This is a genomic window from Rhizobium sp. CC1099 (genome assembly GCF_029714385.1).
Lineage (GTDB): Bacteria > Pseudomonadota > Alphaproteobacteria > Rhizobiales > Rhizobiaceae > Rhizobium.
Map to the genome: position 1 here is coordinate 176,293 of NZ_CP121642.1, position 16,022 is coordinate 192,314.

Below are 16,022 nucleotides of genomic sequence, written 5' to 3' on the forward strand. Positions count from 1 at the left end.
CGGCGCGAGATTGGCCCCGTCGAAACGACGGACGTGAAGCAAAGGCGACCGGGCCGCCCGGCCGCCTTTGCCGATTACTTCGTGGTATAGCCGCCCTTGACGAGGATGGTCCGGCCGGGACGCGGATGAAGGGGACGATGTCCTCGATGTCGGTCAGGCCGGTCTTGGAGAACTTCGACAGCGCGCCGCCGTCTTGTGATAGGCGACCGCATCTTCCCCTCGGCCGGACAGAAGAACGGCGTGTCCATCGGACCCGGCCCGATAGCGGTCACGGAGATGCCGCGCTCGCCGAACTCCTTCGAGGCCGCCCGTGTGACGATTTCGGAGGCCGGCATTCCGGCGACGGTGCTGGTTGTGGAGCCGACGGGAGCCGAGACGCATGTCGTCATGCTGATCGGATCACAGACCGCAGCGATGGTGCTGCATTATCGGATCGCCTTTTCCGGGTGAGGCGATAAAAGTCGTTCCTCACTTTCCAAGACGCATCTTTTCTCATCCAAAGGGATGCGCTTGAACTGATGGATAGTCGGCACAGGAAACCGACGCGCACTGGGTATCATGCGCATGTTATTGAACGGTAAGGTTTTTGCAGGTCGATGTTTGGTGGCTCATCCAGTGCCTAGATTGTGAAGCCAGATCTTGGGGCCATTTCGCTGAAAGAGTGGCATCCAAAGCGGATGCGCGTGCCGCTGATGGCGGGGAATTTGGAAGAGGTTGGCGATCGGGCCGTGGATGGAAACGAAACGCTGAAGCTGTCGCGCTGACTTGAAGCGCTTAATGATCCTTTCCCGTCGGATCGGGCGATGAGATTTTCTGTCCGATTGTTCAGGCCCTTATGGGAACGATGCTCAACGCCGGGCATGATCTCCCGCTTCGCCGCACCGTAGGAACTGGAGCTTGCCGGTGATCATCACGCGAGGCGAACGGCCTTGTCCTTTCGGGAGCTTTCGCATCAAACGCTTGGCAGCCTTGGCATTGCGGCGGCTCTGAACCAGGACGTCAAGGTCGAAACCATCCTGATCGACGGCGCGCCAGAGCCAATGTTTCTTGCCGGCGATCGTGATCACCACCTCGTCGAGGTGCCATTTGTCACCGAGCCGGCTAGCTGATCGCTCGCCGCCACATTTTCACCAATGCCCGCTTACGGTTACGATGCCCGCCGGCCTCATCGAGCGGAATCGATGTCGAACTCAGCATGGTAACGCCACCGCTCCTCTGGGCGGCATGACGGCTGGTTCCAAACACGCGAAAGCCCGCGTTCTGCAGGGCCTCGGCTGTAGGTCTGATGTTGGGAAAAATAGGAATGGTGGAGGCAGTGTTTCAATTACCGGCCCTTGCGGTGCTCGGCCGGTCAGTTCGTTCGTCCAGCGTCGGAACAGCGCACTTGCGGTGACTCCACCGAGCCATTGGAGATCCCGTAATACATCCCCATTGGCCGGGCTTGGCTTGCGACGAAGTCGATCCCGTCGGCGGCTGGGTCCGCAGCCGCTCAGATCGAGTGTCGGCGGCGTCACCTGGTCCCTGAGCGCCCGGACTGCGAAGATGCCACCAAGCCCGCCGACGGCGCCGAGCAGGTGTCCGGTCGCCGACTTTGTTGCGCTGACAGCTCTTGCGAAATCGCGCCCGAACTTGGGCAATCGCGATCTCCCATGGCACGGCGCGCCCCTTTCGCCGTCCGTGCGACTGGAGGCGACGTGATGAGCATCCGCCGTCGTGCCCTAGCGGACGAGCTCGGCGAGCGGTTGCTCCGGGCGCAAGCGCTTGGCTCAATTCCTTGATGACTAGGATGCCGGCTCCTTCCCCATGAAGCCATCCCGCGCCATGTCGTAAGGCCTCGGCCGACGTGTCGTTAAAGACGCTGGAAAGAGAGCGCGGTACATTAATCACGGTTTCGCGGCTTTCCGCAGCCTGACTGCGACTTAAGCGCATCGTCATCTCCTTTTTTAGATTGCGTTAGTAATCTATGTTCTGTATAGAGGGTGAACGAAATCTAAAAAAGGAGATATAAGATGATCCGCAAAACCCTGAGCGCATCGCTCCTGGCCGCGCTGTTTCTTGCGACCCCGGCTTTTGCCGAGGAAGCAACCTTCGGACGCCCGATCCAAGGCGGCAGCCTGCACGAGGGACATCTCGACATGGTGGTCTACTACGTCCCGGTCGACGGCGACCTGCTGCAGGTCACCGCCACCTTCGCGCCGAAGACCGGGGGCGATCCGCTGCGGGTCGTCATGGGCCTCGCCGACGGCGACTCCGTGGCATTTTCCATGCCAGGGCATCGGGACTCGCTTTACGCGTTCTCAAGGTCCGGCAAGGAGGTGACGGTCTCGACCGAGACTGACACGCATCTGCGGGCCGACGCGATAATGCGTTGACTCGACGTGCAGACCGCAGCCTGCTTGCTGCCGGCCGCGGGTTCTTGCGTCCGCGCGGCTCGCCTCGATCACGCCATCGTCTGGAAGGAGAGGTCAAATGCTATACAGTTATTTTGTCGAGAAATCGATCCGACAGAGCTTCGACCACGTCAACAACCATCGCTGGGATGCGGCGGTGAAAGCACTCGCGCCGCATGTCCATCACCGCGTTTCCGGCGCCCACGCGCTTGGTGGTGAGCGCCACGATAAAGAAGCCGTGCGCCGCTGGTTTGAGCGCCTCGGCCGTGTCCTGCCCACTCTCCATCTCACGGTCAACCACATTTGGGTGAAGGGCTGGCCGTGGCATACCACCGTGTTTGCCCAGTGGGACGGCACCGCAACGCTGCTCAACGGCGATGCGTCGTACGTCAACCGTGGTCTCCACGTGTTCATCCTCCGGTGGGGTAGAGTCTATGCACTTGAGGAATTTTACGATTCACAAGCAGCGGCCGGCGGTCTTGGCGCCCAAGGTGCAGCTGGCCTCGAAGAAGCTGTCACCGAACAGATTGTAAGCTAGCAGAAGCGCAGCCCATCGCGTTACGTGACTGCGGGCGGGCTATCCTCCTGTGTGTTGGGGGGAGGACAGGTACCGCAGCCCCGTTTGCGCAATCGCAAAAGGCCTTCCACGAATGGAACGCCTCGCCGACGGTACTTTTCTGATAGTGAATCGCTCTGTCGGGGCGTGGCAATGTGTTGAAAATGCCGAAAGTTGGCGATAGATGAACTGCCTCTGGTTAGGATATGTTGGGGAGCTCCTTCTGGACCAACTATCGTTCATCTCGATCAGTGACCATAGTTGTCCGGCCATTGCTATTCCTTCCTTCGTATCTTTATCGACAGTCGGAGCGAGACCCGAAAACGCGTGTATGAGACTTGATGATTTTGATTTGATCGAGATGCTATGGGGGACGGTATTAAGATAGCTGCGCCGTGTGCCGCAAAACCGCTCCCACCATCCACGAAAATCTCGATAACACGTCTGTCGTGGATAACGCGTATATCTGCGTCGGGCAGAACGCCTATATCCTGGATCGAACCATCGTCTTGCGGCAGGCGCACCGAAATAGCTGACCCCTCGACAGAAATGGCGAACGACAATTGACCTTTCTGCGCTGCTACGATCGTCGTTTCGTTGAGATCACCTTGCAGCCGGATATGCACCGGCTCCGCCGGGAGAGAACAGCTTCTGCGTCGTGAACAAGCGTGTTGCAAAAGGCAGCTTCGATCTCTTCGGCCGGCTTCATGCAAATCCTATTGTATTCATCTAGCGAAAGCTGTCGCGGTAGAGACAATTCGCCTGAGTACGGCGAACCGGCAGGCTTGCGATATTCCCAGTTGAAAAGCCAGCAAAAGCGATTTGCCTGCGGCCGGTCGAGAAGCTTTGAATCGCATAAAAGTCAATTCCGAAATCGAGAACCTGAAGGGCATCCGCGGCCGGAAGAAACCGCTCGTCAACAAAGTCTCCGACAAGCCCTTCAGCGAACCACAAGCCGCGGATTTCACGTCATAATATAGCAAGCCGGATTGAGTGCCTGCTTAAGGGGCTCCGGTTCGATTCCGGTCAAGGCGAAGCGATGAAAGACACTTTAGGTCGAGATCAATCTTGCCGGTCAGCCGAGTTCTCGCCGCCAGCCAGTCATAGAATGCCCTGCGGCTTTCCCGGTGGGCTGGCTTATCGTAATTGGGGCCGGCTTTGACATTCATCTCGGCAGGAGGCTCGATACGGATGTTGATATCTTCTGAGAAGCGATTGATGATCCGGTATCCCTTCGAGAGCGATGTGCCCCTTTCAGCTCGAACTTCATTCCCAATTGTTGCAGGCCATAAAGGCAGTGCATGATCCAGTAGTCTTTCTCGACCAACATGGGCTGCACCTTCATCTCCTCGGCGACGATACGCAGCAGGGATGCGAAATCCTTGTGGTTATGCAGGAAATCAGCCGGCATGCCTATCCGCTGTCAGTCCGTTGAAGAATCTCCGCGTACGCACCATGCCGTATTCTTTAGCGGCACGTGTGAGGGCGCTGCGGTTACCTTGTAGGGCTTGTTCCTTCACGCGGGCCAGTACCTGTTCGCGGTCCTCGGCCAGATGGTCGAGATTGTTGACCAGGTCGACCAGCAAAAACTCTTTGGTGAGGGTTTTGGGGAAGGCCGGTTTCTTGCGGAACTCGAATTCCCGCCCACCAAGCGTGAAGTTGCCGTGGCGCTTGTGGTTGTATACGACGGTTTTGTTATAGAGCTGTGTCGCTCCGACACCCAGGCTGTTGTAAGCATTGGGCGAGGTGACCAGATAACGGTCGTCCTTCAGGAACGCCTCAACGAGGGCATTATCTTCGGCGGGGGCCTTTCCAAACGCCGTCTGCTTCGGCCGGTGATAAACACCGGTCGACAATTTGATCAGATATCCTTCCGCAAGCAGCTGCTGCAGGTGCCGATCCACCGATGACGACCATTGGGCGAGGTCCTCCCGACGGTAGACCTTGCCGGATCGCAGATGCTTTTTCTGTTCCTGTAACCTCGTCATGGGACAACTCCTGCAATCACTATACCCAAATATGTTGCTGGATGCAGTTTTCCAAATTTCATGCAATCGAGATCAGGAAATTCCTCATTAGCGTACAGTTTTATCTGTAAATTTTAATGATAACGCTGCTACATTAGATGGCGGAGTGGTCGGCATGCGCATAGGCTTGGCCGCCTCTTCCACCGGGAAAATTAAACGATTAGGAGCCTTGGCCACTTTCGTTTTTTATCATGCTTGTCAAAATCACGACCTTTGCTGGATCTCGTATGAATGAAAACAAAGAGATAAGGATCGAAACGAAGAACCGCTTATATCAGGAGTAGGCTGGCAGCACACATTCCGCCAGCCAAAAGCGCTCATACTGATGCTAAGCAGCGGCCTCCCACACTTGATTCAGAATACGGGCTGCAAGTGCCGCCTTGTCCTCCGGCAAAAACCGGCCGTAATGCTGCTGGATCATGTCCGGTGTATCTTGGATCGCGTAGCTCGCCTGTTCATACGAACCGGTCTGCTTCAGAATGTGGGTGGCAAGGACATCGCGGACATTATGCGCCCGTGGGGCAATAGCCCCTTAATGGGTTCAGTCGAAGAAGCCCGCATCCTCTTCCCTGAGATATCTCCTGGCCGCTTCGGCGTCGATATCGAGGCCCAGCCCCGGCGCTTCCAGTAGGTCCACCATACTGTCCTTCACGATCTGCGGTGGCAAGCCGACTACCAGATCCTCCCACCAGGGGTCGGTGGCGCTCGGATATTCGAACGCGATGTAATTTGCAGGCAAGGTGGCGCAGACATTGATCAACGCGCCGAGGCCTAGCAGGCCGTTGGCGGTCCCGTGCGGTGCCATCAGGATCGAGTGCATGTAGGCGTGCTCGGCGACCCATTTGAGTTCGGCAATACCGCCAACATCGGCTGGATCGGGGCCGATGACGCGCACCGCCTGCGTCTCGATCAGTTCCTTGAAATTGTGCCGCAGGTAGATCTGCTCGCCAGTGTGGATTGGCGTCGAGGTGGAAATGGTCAGTTCCCGATAGGCCTGCGGATTGACCCACGGCACATAGTCGCCGGTCAGCATGTCTTCGAGCCACATCAAATTGTACTTCTCGACCGCGCGAGCGAACTTGATCGCATCGGGCAGCATCCAGCCCGGGCCGCAGTCGAGCGCCAGGCTGACTTTGTCGCCCAGCACTTCCTTCATCGCGATCACGCAGTCGAGCATGTGATTGAAACCGCGCTCGCTGATCACGCCCTGATCCATGGCACCGTGATAGCCGGCCTTCTTCTGCATCACACCATAGTGGAAGTCCTCGACGGTGTCCTTCATGTTGGAGTGGAACGAGATTCCTTGCTTGACCATGAAGAAGTTCTGCGGCTGCTCCATCATCCATTTGACGTCAGCGGCGTAATCCTCCGGCCGGTCGCCCGTGCGTTTCTGGCGAATCGAGCCGTTGTAGACGCGCACCTTGTCCCGCACCTTGCCGCCGAGCAGTTTATAGGCGGGCACGCCCGCGGCCTTGCCGGCAATATCCCACAGCGCATGCTCGATAGCACTCACCGCCGCGCCGTACGGCTTGAAAGAGCCGCGTTGGCGGATCTTCAGCATCACTCTCTCGACGTCGGTCGGGTCCTCGCCGACCAGCGCCTCACGGAAATGCAGCACCCAGGGCTTGAGGTAGGACTTGGTGAACTCGACTTCGCCCAAGCCATGCAGGCCCTCGTCCGTAACGATGCGGACGATCGGGTGTTTGCCGATAACGGCACAGCGGAGGTCGGTGATCTTCATCTTCGGTTCTTTTCGCCTCAGCTCCAGGTACGATCCCAGGAATACTCATCGTCCCAGTGATCCGTGGGCTGCCAGATGCCGGTGACACTCGGCTGCAGATGCTGCGAGATCACCTCGTCGACGACGTCGTCAATCCCCAGGCCCGGCTTGTCCGGAACAGTGATAAAGCCGTCCTTCACGAGTGGCTTGGGAAGGCCGGTGACGATATCGTCCCACCAGTCGACATCGACAGAGTGGTATTCGAGCGCCATGAAGTTTTCAGTCGCGGTCGCGACATGTGCCGCGGCCATCGCGGCGATTGGACTTTCTGCCATGTGGATGGCCATGGCGACACCATGGTCCTGCGCCATATCTCCGATCTTTTTGGTCTCGAGGATGCCCCCGCTGGTGAGCAGGTCTGGGTGGATAACGGAGAGGCCGCCGCTCTTGAGCAGAGGCTCGAAGCCCTCCTTGAGGTATATGTCCTCGCCGGTGCAGATCGGCACCGTAGTGGCGTCCTGCAGTTGTCGGTACTGCTCAGTGTACTGCCATGGGATCACATCCTCGAGCCAGGCTGGCACGTATTTTTCAATTCGCCTGGCAAGGCGAATGCCGTTCTGCATGGAGATATGGCCGATGTGGTCGATGGCGAGCGGAATATCCATGCCGATGACCTCACGAACCTCGGCAATATATTGCTCAAGGAAGTCGAGGCCCTTGTCGGAAAAGTGGAGGCCGGTAAACGGGTGCGGGACGTTATGCAAATCGTACGCAGCGTTGCGGACGCGCCGCTCTTCAATGGTCTTCAGCGGGCCGCGGCCGGGGTGGTCGCGGTACCCTTCAAGTGAGCCGGCAGGAGACACGACCGCACCGGGCACCTCCGCGATCTGCATTAATCCCAGATCCATCTTGAGGAAGGTGAACCCGAGCTCCATGCGTTGCTTGAGGCGCCTGCCGGTCTCGGTGCCGCTCGGCACGGTGGCGTCGGTGTCGCAGTAGACGCGCACTTTCTCCCGAAACCGGCCGCCGAGCATCTGGTAGATGGGGACGCCATAGGCCTTGCCGGCAAGATCCCACAACGCGATTTCGACCGCCGATACGCCGCCGCCTTGCCGGCCGTGCCCGCCGAACTGCTTGATCCGGCGAAACAGGCGGTCGATGTTGCAAGGGTTCTCGCCAAGCAACCGGCTCTTCAGCATCAGCGCGTAGGTGGCGCTGGCGCCGTCGCGCACCTCGCCAAGCCCGACGATGCCCTGGTTGGTGTAAATCTTGAGTAGCGCTGAGGTGAAGGGCGCGCCGACAATTTCGGCTACCCGCATGTCGGTGATGCGAAGGTCGGATGGCTTGGAATGCGTGTTCACCCGATTGAGCGCCTCGTCGGCTCCATCTGCCTCTGGCATGATTTATCCTCGTTCTGGTCGGCGGGGCTCGTCGTCGCGCATGCTGAGGCGGCGCAGAGCGTTGCTAGCTAGTCCAGCTCTATCTCGTGGTTTTGAAGGTAGTCGCGGTTCATTTCAACGCCGAGACCAGGCTTGGGCGTAAGCTTGAGGCTGCCGTTCGAAACATCGAGTGGTCTGTCGATGAGGTGATCATACTTTCCCAGGTTCCACTCTGACGTTTCAAGTTTGTAGAAATTAGGAACGGTCATCATCACCTGCGCTCCCGCAATCACGTTGATCGGCCCTGCGGCGTCATGCGGCGAGACCGGGATGTAGTAGGCTTCGCATAGGGCAGAAATCTTCTTGAGTTCGGTAATGCCGCCGGTCCAGGTGACGTCCGGCATGATGTAGTCAGCGAGCTTGTTTTCGAGCACCGGCACGAAATCCCACTTCGTGTGGCCGCGCTCGCCCCACGAGATAGCGGCGCTGACCTTCTCACGGACCTGTCTGAGAGCGTTGAGGCTCTCCGGTGGACAAGGCTCCTCGAACCAGTCGATCTGACCAGCTTCCTCGAGGCTCCGACAAAGGCGAATGGCGGTGGGAACGTCGAACCGGCCATGCGCATCGATGAGGATGTCGACATCAGAGCCCGCCGTTTCGCGGATCAGAGCCGTGAGTTCGGCGGCTTCGCGCTCATCCTTGCGGGTCATGCTGCCATCGAGGTAGCCGTCCCGCTGTTCGCGAGGCTGTCCATCGGCGGTGCGGCCCTGGTGGGGGAAAGGATCGAACTTGAGCGCAGTGTGGCCGGACTCGACAATGTCTCGAATTTCACGGACCACAGCCTCTTTGCTGGTAAACTTGGCCTGGTTGGGATGGGTGTAGAGCGCGATTTCATCGCGTACCGGTCCGCCCAACAGCTCGTAAATCGGCTTACCAAGAACTTTGCCTTGGATGTCCCAAAGGGCTATGTCAATGGCGCTTACGCATTCGACTGCGGCGCCGCGACTGCCCATATAGGTGAAGCTGCGGAATATCCTGTGCCACAGATACTCGATACGCGCCGGGTCCTCGCCTGTTACAGCGGCACCGATCTGCCGCAGGATCGTGCAGAGGGCGCGATTGGCGAGCCTTGTCGTGGTGGTGATCTCTCCCCAGCCGCTCACCCCCTCGTTGGTCGTTACTTCGACGAACAGAAACTCTCCCCAATAAGAAGCATCGGATCTGATTAGCCACGGCCGAACGCTGGTGATTTTCATCTCAACTGCCTTTACTGAAGTGGTCGGGATAACGATATTCCAGACTATGTATTCTATCCTGCCCGAGCGGCGTTACGCGCGCGCATGTGTTCGAGGATGTGCCGGCCGGAGCCCTCGACATGGCGTGCAATGAGTTCGGCTGCCTCGTTCGCATTTCCCGCTTTTACATGCGCGATGAGCTCGCGATGCTCGCTAAGGATCGCGGCACGCCGGGCGAGCGTGAAGTTGAAACGCCGGCTCACGGCTCGAAGCACTTCGCGATGCTTCCACCAAAGCTCGGCGGCATGGCGGTTGTAGTGCTTTTGGTACATTACGGTGTGAAAGGCGGTGTCCAGCTCGCTGTGCCTCAACGTGTCGGCGAAGTTGTTTTCTTCAATCAGGCCTTGGATGCGTTCGAGTTCAGCAATGTCCTCGACGGTGGCCATATTCACGAACCATCGCGTCAGTGCCGGCTCGATCAAGACTCCGATCTCGTAGATGTCCCGAACAAAATCCTGATCTATGGGCCGGACGCGTGCACCGCGGTTGGGAACGAGGGTGACAAAGCCCTCCCCGCGCAACAGTTGCAGAGCCTCGCGCACCGGGTTGGTTGAGGTGCCGTGGCGCCGGGCGAGATCGGTGACCACAAGCCGCTCGTTGGCAGCGAGCCGCCCTTCGATGATGTCTTCCCTGATCAGTTGATAAAGCGAGGCGCCCTCGCTGGAGGCCCCGATAGCGTCGATCCCTTCGGGTGGCTTTGCTTTAAAATCGCTTGCTTCGGCCAAGACTGTCCCCAATCAATACACACATTGTTTTCGTTATCACGCAAGATTGCTATAAACAATGTACGATTTATCTAGTTGACAGGCAATTCGCGATCTGAAAACGTATAAAAATCTCGAAGGGATACATTGGTTGAAAGCGTCCCGCGGCCGATGAGCAAAGACCGCTCGCCTTCGATGCAGAGCGGCATGGGAGAGAACCTGGAGGATACCCTATGACGAGGATTTCACTCGGCGGTGCCATCCTGCGCGGCACTGTCTCCACTGCTTTGATGGTATCGATGATGTCCGCGTCGGCGCTGGGTGCGCCGCCGGTCGACTTGAACAAGTGGTCGCCGGAATATGTGCGCTCCATTGCCGGCACACAGGATTTTGACACGGCGGGCGATTGCGCCAAGGTCACCCCGCTCGACTACAAGGGGCGACTGACTTTCTGGTATCAGGGCGTGTTCGAGGGCGACCCCGACCTCCTGCGTCAGTATTACAAGGAGTTCTTCGAGACCTTCCGCAAAACCTATCCAAACATCCAGCTTGAGGAACAAGCCCTCACCTATAACGATCTTCTGGACAAGTTCCGGACCGCGCTCTTGGGCAATGCAGCGCCCATGGCGGTCCGCCTGCAAATCCTGGGTGGCACCGAGTTCGCCTCAAAGGGCTATCTGCAGCCGCTCAAACCCGAGGATGTAGGGTATTCGACCGAGGACTTCTGGCCCGGCGCAATGAAGGCCGTGACCTGGGAGGAGGTGACCTACGGCATTCCAACCAACAACGAGACGATGGCGTTCATCTGGAACGCCGACATCTTCAAGCGTGCAGGTCTCGATCCGGACAAGGCTCCGGCAACCTGGGACGACGTCGTCAAGTATTCCAAGCAGATCCACGACAAGCTCGGCATTGCCGGTTACGGCCTCGTGGCTCGCAAGAATGCCGGCAATACGCCGTATCGCTTCATGCCGCAGCTGTGGGCCTATGGCGGCGGCGTCTTCGACGAAGCCACCGCGAGCCCGACCTATAAGCAGGTCGAGCTCAATAGTCCGCAGAGCAAGGCGGCGCTGCAAGCCTCGTACGATATGTATGTTCGCGACAAGTCGGTTCCGGTTTCGGCACTCACCAACCAGCAGGCCGATAACCAGCCCCTCTTCCTCGCTGGCCAGCTCGGCATGATGGTCTCGCACCCGTCCGACTACAACGTCATGCTCGACCTGCAGAAGAAGGCGACGGGCACCGACAAGGACAAGGCGCAGACCGTCATCGACAACATGCGCTACGGTCTGATTCCGACTGGCCCCGATGGCAAGCGTGCCGTCGTGTTTGGCGGCTCGAACATTCACATCCTGAAGCCCGAGTATGTCGAGGGCGGCAAGGTAGACGAGCCGGCTGCAAAGGCTATCATCTGCATGTGGACTAGCCCCGAATGGTCGCTGAAGATGGCCTACGCCGGCTCGAACCCGGGAAACCTAAACGGCTTCAAGACCAAATGGATGAAGGAGCGTCTGGACAGCATCAAGTTCCTTGATGTCACGACCTCGATGCTGCCATACGGCATTCCGTTCCCGGCGCTGCCGCAGTCCCCCGAGATCATGAATATCATCGTCCCGGACATGCTGCAGAATGCCCTGACCGGAGCCATGACCGTCGACCAAGCAGCGGACGACGCGGCCAAGAAGGTAAAAGACCTGATGGACGGCGGACTCTAGTCCTGCCTGACCACGATCTGACCGGCTGCGTCGAGAGTGCAGCCGGTTGTTCCGAAGAAAAAGGGCACGCCACGGTGACGATCTTGATCGGCAAGGCAGAGGCTCGCCGAAGACTGCAACCCGATAGGTCCGGCGTGCTGCGAAAGATTTGGGAGCATCGCGCTGACTACGCGTACGTACTCCCTGCGATCGCAGTGATGCTCATCGTCATAGCCTATCCGATCTACTACACGATCGAGCTGTCGTTCTTTAATACGCCGCCTGGCCTGCAGCTCCGGGACAAGATTTTCATCGGCCTCGACAACTACGCCGCCATCCTCACAAGTCCGGTGTTCTGGAAGGTCACCTCGAACACTCTTATCTGGACACTGGGATCCACTTTCATCTCATTTGTCCTGGGGTTTGCCAGCGCGCTGGCGCTCCATCGTGACTTTGTCGGCCGCGGCCTCCTGCGCGCCGTCCTGATCATTCCCTGGGTCATCAGCGCGGTCGCCGCGTCCTATATCTGGAAGTGGATCTACCATTCGGACTTTGGGATCATCGGCGCGGTGCTGGTCGGCCTCGGATTGGCCGACCGGCCGCCGAATTTCATCGACAGCGTCAGCACAGTGCTGCCGTCCCTGATCGTCGTCAATATCTGGCGGGAGTTTCCGTTTGCCATGATCATGATGATGGCTGGCCTGCAGACAGTCCCCGACCAGTTGCTGCGCGCCGCAAGAGTCGACGGAGCCAATGCATGGCAGCGGTTCTGGCACGTCACCTTCCCGCACTTGAGAAACGTCTCGACGGTGACGATCCTTCTGCTGGCAGTGGCCAACTTCAATTCTTTCATCATCCCCTGGATCATGACCGGCGGCGGGCCGTCGAACGCATCGCATATCTGGATCACCCACATTTATGAGCTCGCCTTCGGCCGCCAGCGCTGGGGTGTGGCATCGGCCTATTCGGTGCTGCTGTTCCTGATCCTGATGTTGCTCGGCTACTTCTACGTCCGTGCGCTAAGCGGCAACGAGCGGAAGGATGGGACCGCATGAGCACGATTGCCGAGACCGCTCCTCGAGGCCAGGCCCGTCGCCGTATGCGCATCGACGGATGGCGGTGGGGCGGACGCATCTTCCTCGCGTTCATGCTGCTTTACACCGCGTTGCCGATGATCTGGATGCTGATCACCTCGATCAAGTCCGGCTTCGCGGCCATGCAATTCCCGCCGCAATGGTGGCCTGACCAACCCACCCTTGACAGCTACCAGAAGCTGCTCGATCCGCAAAACAGCGTCGGCCAGGACTTCCTTCGTTTCTTCTGGAACAGCCTTTTCGTCTCCACTGCCACGACCATCCTTTCGGTGATCGTGGCGGTTCCTGCGGCCTACGCGTTTTCGCGCTTCACCTTCCCGGGCCGGAACTTTCTGTTCTTCGCCGTCTTGCTTCGCAATATGTTCCCGGCGGTGATCTTTCTCGTGCCGCTCTTCATCCTGATGCGCGCGATCGGGCTGGTGAACACGCATGGGTCGCTCATTCTCACCTACCTCACATTCGGCCTTCCGCTGGCAATCTGGCTCCTCAAGGGCTTCTACGACAACATCCCGGTGCAGCTCGAGCAGGCGGCGCGCATCGACGGAGCGACGCGGTTCCAGGCCTTTGTCCTGATCGTGATGCCGCTCTCGGCGCCAGGAATCATCGCCACGGCGATCTATTCCTTCATCGGCGCGTGGAACGAGTACATCTACGCCTACACGTTCCTCTCCAAGAACGACCAGTTGACACTGCCGGTCGGCATCCAGCGCTTCTTCTCGGAAAATACGACGGACTTTCCGGGCCTGATGGCGGCCAGCTTTATGATGAGCGTGCCCGTCGTGGTCCTGTTCCTCGTCCTGCAACGATACTTCGTACGCGCCCTTACAGAAGGCGCAGTTAAGCACTAGGGAGTTGCCGGTGGCCCACGTGGTCCTCAAAGATCTTGTCAAGACCTATGGCAGCTTCAAAGCTGTCAACGATGTTTCGCTGACGGTCAATGACGGCGAATTCGTTGCGCTCGTCGGCCCTTCAGGCTGCGGCAAAACAACCACGCTCAATCTTGTAGCGGGGCTGATCCCCATCACATCGGGCGACATCGTCATCGGGGACCGGGTGGTCAACGACCTCGACCCCAAGGACCGGGACATCGCAATGGTGTTCCAGAACTACGCGCTCTATCCGCAAAAATCGGTCTATAAAAATCTGGCGTTCCCGCTGCAGATGCGCAAACTGCCAAGGGACGAGATCGACAGGAAGGTCAAGGAAGCAGCGCGAGTGCTCGACATGACGCAGCTGCTCGAGCGCAAGCCGCGCGAACTTTCGGGCGGGCAACAGCAGCGTGTGGCCCTGGGCCGCGCCCTCGTTCGAGATCCGGCGGTATTCCTGATGGATGAACCACTCTCCAACCTCGACGCGAAGCTGCGCGTGCAGATGCGGTCGGAGATCAAGCGCTTCCACCAGGACCTCAAGGCAACGATCATCTATGTGACGCACGACCAACTCGAAGCCGTGACCATGGCCGACAGGATGGCGGTGATGAACGGCGGCTACCTGCAGCAATACGATTCACCGGCGCAGGTCTTTGCCCATCCGGTGAACATGTTCGTCGCCAGCTTCGTCGGCAGCCCGGCGATGAGCCTTGTTCCGCTGGAGGCATCAACGGCAAGCGGCAATACTGTGTTGACCAGCGCGGAGGGCTGGCGCCTCGAGCTCTCGCCACACAACGCCCAGAAGGTCGCGAGGGCAACCACCAAGAAAGTCGTGCTCGGTGCACGTCACTCGACGATCAAGCTGCACAAGAGTGCGGTGCCAGGAAGCATTCCTGCCAAGGCCTATACGGTGGAGCCGACCGGAGACGTCACCTTCGTACAGGCGTTCCTGTCTGGCGCCATCGTCAACGTCAGCGTGCCGCCGACCATTGCCGTCGCGCCCGACGAGCCGATTTGGCTCGAGTTCGACCAGGAGCGGATGCATCTGTTCGACGGCGAAACAGAAATGGCCCTCAAGGCCAACTGAGACAGAGCCGATGCGTCTGGAACGAGGGTGTGGATGACTACGAAGCTTAAAATCACCGCTATCAAGCCCTATCCAGTATGGGTAGGAACACGCAACCAGATGCTCGTCAAGGTCGAGACCGACGACGGCATCTTCGGATGGGGCGAGAGCGGCTTGAGCGGTCGCGAGAAGGCCGTGGTCGGCGCGATCGAGCACTATCGCGAGTTTCTCATCGGCCGCGACCCGATGCAGATTGGTCGGATCTGGCAAGAAGTTTATCGCAGCCAATACTTCGAAGGCGGGCGCGTTCTGCAGGCGGCGATTTCCGCCATCGACATTGCCCTTCATGACATCAAGGGCAAGGCGCTGGGGGTGCCGGCCTACGAACTGTTGGGCGGCAAGCAGCGCGACCGCATTCCTACCTTCGCCTCGACCGGTGACGAGGCCGAGGGCGATGTTGCCATCGAACGAGCCCGCGAACTACGCGCACAGGGGTGGCAGGCGATCCGCTTCTTTCCCATCGGGCAAAACAGCAAGGACATCTTTGAGCCGCGCGAATCGATCGGCGCTACCGCAAGCATGCTAAACAAGGCGCGCGAGGCGCTGGGCGACGACGTCGTCCTCGGCATCGACTATCACCATCGGTTGTCGGTGGCACAGGCGGCGAGCTTCTGCAACAAGCTCGGCCGTGGCGTGCTTGATTTCCTCGAGGAGCCGATACGAGACGAGACACCGGAGGCCTACGAATCCCTGCGCACGATGACCGACATCCCGTTCGCCATCGGCGAGGAATTTGCCAGCAAGTGGCAGTTCCTGCCCTACATCGAGCGCGGCATCCATCAGTTCAACCGGCTCGATGTTTGCAATGTTGGCGGGCTCACTGAAGCGATGAAGGTGGCTGGCTGGAGCGAGGCGCACTATGTGGACCTGATGCCGCACAATCCCCTTGGCCCAGTCTGCACGGCCGCGACCATCCATCTCGCCGCCGCGGTGCCGAATTTCGCATGGCTCGAGACCAGGGTGCCCGAAACAAAGCTGGGCTTCGACAATTCCGACTTCTTCCCCGTGCAACCACGGCTCGACGGCCCCGACTATCCGGTCCGCGATCTGCCGGGGCTCGGCGTCGAGGTCAACGAAGAGGCGGTCAAGGCGGAGAGCTTTCGTTTCTGGGAAGCGCCTCACCTGAAGCGCCGCGACGGTTCTGTTACGAACTGGTAGTTTCATCCAC

General features: G+C 58.9%; 13 protein-coding genes and 5 pseudogenes. 8 read left to right on the forward strand and 10 right to left on the reverse strand.

Features of this window, described 5'->3' with window-relative positions; translation table 11 throughout:
• Positions 1-74 precede the first annotated feature (74 nt).
• Positions 75-314: pseudogene (locus tag QA644_RS22045) on the reverse strand (short-chain dehydrogenase); the annotation flags it as partial.
• Between QA644_RS22045 and QA644_RS22050 the strand changes: the two are divergent.
• Positions 241-450, forward strand: a complete 210-nt coding sequence (locus QA644_RS22050; RefSeq protein ID WP_239603721.1) for a hypothetical protein — start codon at positions 241-243, stop codon at positions 448-450. The pseudogene QA644_RS22045 and the gene QA644_RS22050 sit on opposite strands and share 74 nt — an antisense overlap.
• Positions 451-683: 233 nt before the next feature.
• On the opposite strand, the pseudogene QA644_RS22055 reads toward QA644_RS22050, so the two are convergent.
• Positions 684-1,091 (reverse strand): annotated as a pseudogene (locus tag QA644_RS22055) (IS6 family transposase); the annotation flags it as partial.
• Positions 1,092-1,364: 273 nt separating this feature from the next.
• Positions 1,365-1,815: pseudogene (locus QA644_RS22060) on the reverse strand (beta-ketoacyl-[acyl-carrier-protein] synthase II); the annotation flags it as partial.
• Between the two features lie 194 nt (positions 1,816-2,009).
• Between QA644_RS22060 and QA644_RS22065 the strand changes: the two are divergent.
• Entirely contained in the window at positions 2,010-2,372 is a 363-nt protein-coding gene (locus QA644_RS22065; protein WP_283073356.1) for a hypothetical protein, read from the forward strand.
• A 97-nt stretch (positions 2,373-2,469) separates the two neighbouring features.
• The gene (locus QA644_RS22070; RefSeq protein ID WP_239601613.1) at positions 2,470-2,928 is read left to right on the forward strand and encodes a nuclear transport factor 2 family protein; all 459 of its coding nucleotides are present in this window, start codon (positions 2,470-2,472) and stop codon (positions 2,926-2,928) included.
• A gap of 1,103 nt (positions 2,929-4,031) precedes the next feature.
• Here the strand turns inward: QA644_RS22070 and QA644_RS22075 are convergent.
• From QA644_RS22075 to QA644_RS22105, 7 genes and pseudogenes are all read right to left on the reverse strand, one after another.
• Positions 4,032-4,357 (reverse strand): annotated as a pseudogene (locus QA644_RS22075) (nucleotidyl transferase AbiEii/AbiGii toxin family protein); the annotation flags it as partial.
• Complete coding sequence (locus QA644_RS22080) at positions 4,347-4,934, reverse strand: DUF6088 family protein (RefSeq protein WP_283073357.1); 588 nt, start codon at positions 4,932-4,934, stop codon at positions 4,347-4,349. The gene QA644_RS22080 and the pseudogene QA644_RS22075, both read right to left, overlap by 11 nt.
• A 367-nt stretch (positions 4,935-5,301) precedes the next feature.
• A pseudogene (locus tag QA644_RS22085) lies at positions 5,302-5,510 on the reverse strand (hypothetical protein); the annotation flags it as partial.
• Between the two features lie 4 nt (positions 5,511-5,514).
• Positions 5,515-6,714, reverse strand: coding sequence for a mandelate racemase/muconate lactonizing enzyme family protein (locus tag QA644_RS22090; RefSeq protein WP_283073358.1), 1,200 nt, complete (start codon positions 6,712-6,714; stop codon positions 5,515-5,517).
• A gap of 17 nt (positions 6,715-6,731) precedes the next feature.
• On the reverse strand, positions 6,732-8,093 hold the full coding sequence (locus QA644_RS22095) for a mandelate racemase/muconate lactonizing enzyme family protein (protein ID WP_283073359.1): 1,362 nt from the start codon (positions 8,091-8,093) through the stop codon (positions 6,732-6,734).
• A gap of 68 nt (positions 8,094-8,161) precedes the next feature.
• Positions 8,162-9,328: a mandelate racemase/muconate lactonizing enzyme family protein gene (locus tag QA644_RS22100; RefSeq protein ID WP_283073360.1), complete on the reverse strand. Its 1,167-nt coding sequence runs from the start codon at positions 9,326-9,328 to the stop codon at positions 8,162-8,164.
• A 53-nt stretch (positions 9,329-9,381) separates the two neighbouring features.
• On the reverse strand, positions 9,382-10,092 hold the full coding sequence (locus tag QA644_RS22105) for a GntR family transcriptional regulator (RefSeq protein WP_283073361.1): 711 nt from the start codon (positions 10,090-10,092) through the stop codon (positions 9,382-9,384).
• 212 nt (positions 10,093-10,304) lie between these two features.
• On the opposite strand from QA644_RS22105, the gene QA644_RS22110 reads away from it, so the two are divergent.
• The 5 genes from QA644_RS22110 (at position 10,305) to QA644_RS22130 (ending at position 16,012) form a co-directional block, all read left to right on the forward strand.
• Entirely contained in the window at positions 10,305-11,786 is a 1,482-nt protein-coding gene (locus QA644_RS22110) for a sugar ABC transporter substrate-binding protein (protein ID WP_239601607.1), read from the forward strand.
• Positions 11,787-11,860: 74 nt separating this feature from the next.
• Positions 11,861-12,820 carry a sugar ABC transporter permease gene (locus tag QA644_RS22115; protein WP_239601606.1) on the forward strand — a complete coding sequence of 320 codons (960 nt, stop codon included), beginning with the start codon at positions 11,861-11,863 and terminating at the stop codon, positions 12,818-12,820.
• Positions 12,817-13,707 (forward strand): carbohydrate ABC transporter permease, encoded by an 891-nt coding sequence (locus tag QA644_RS22120; protein WP_105008953.1) that lies wholly within the window; start codon positions 12,817-12,819, stop codon positions 13,705-13,707. Before QA644_RS22115 ends, QA644_RS22120 begins: the two co-directional genes overlap by 4 nt.
• 10 nt (positions 13,708-13,717) lie before the next feature.
• Positions 13,718-14,815 (forward strand): ABC transporter ATP-binding protein, encoded by a 1,098-nt coding sequence (locus QA644_RS22125; RefSeq protein ID WP_018445097.1) that lies wholly within the window; start codon positions 13,718-13,720, stop codon positions 14,813-14,815.
• 33 nt (positions 14,816-14,848) lie between these two features.
• Positions 14,849-16,012, forward strand: coding sequence for a mandelate racemase/muconate lactonizing enzyme family protein (locus QA644_RS22130; RefSeq protein ID WP_239601604.1), 1,164 nt, complete (start codon positions 14,849-14,851; stop codon positions 16,010-16,012).
• The last annotated feature ends 10 nt before the right edge of the window (positions 16,013-16,022 follow it).

Bases quoted from the DNA above. Each gene is read 5' to 3' on its own strand.
- QA644_RS22100 (WP_283073360.1), bottom strand. From the start codon at position 9,328: ATGAAAATCACCAGCGTTCGGCCGTGGCTAATCAGATCCGATGCTTCT.
- QA644_RS22070 (WP_239601613.1), top strand. From the start codon at position 2,470: ATGCTATACAGTTATTTTGTCGAGAAATCGATCCGACAGAGCTTCGAC.
- QA644_RS22130 (WP_239601604.1), top strand. From the start codon at position 14,849: ATGACTACGAAGCTTAAAATCACCGCTATCAAGCCCTATCCAGTATGG.
- QA644_RS22095 (WP_283073359.1), bottom strand. From the start codon at position 8,093: ATGCCAGAGGCAGATGGAGCCGACGAGGCGCTCAATCGGGTGAACACG.
- QA644_RS22110 (WP_239601607.1), top strand. From the start codon at position 10,305: ATGACGAGGATTTCACTCGGCGGTGCCATCCTGCGCGGCACTGTCTCC.
- QA644_RS22080 (WP_283073357.1), bottom strand. From the start codon at position 4,934: ATGACGAGGTTACAGGAACAGAAAAAGCATCTGCGATCCGGCAAGGTC.
- QA644_RS22065 (WP_283073356.1), top strand. From the start codon at position 2,010: ATGATCCGCAAAACCCTGAGCGCATCGCTCCTGGCCGCGCTGTTTCTT.
- QA644_RS22120 (WP_105008953.1), top strand. From the start codon at position 12,817: ATGAGCACGATTGCCGAGACCGCTCCTCGAGGCCAGGCCCGTCGCCGT.
- QA644_RS22090 (WP_283073358.1), bottom strand. From the start codon at position 6,714: ATGAAGATCACCGACCTCCGCTGTGCCGTTATCGGCAAACACCCGATC.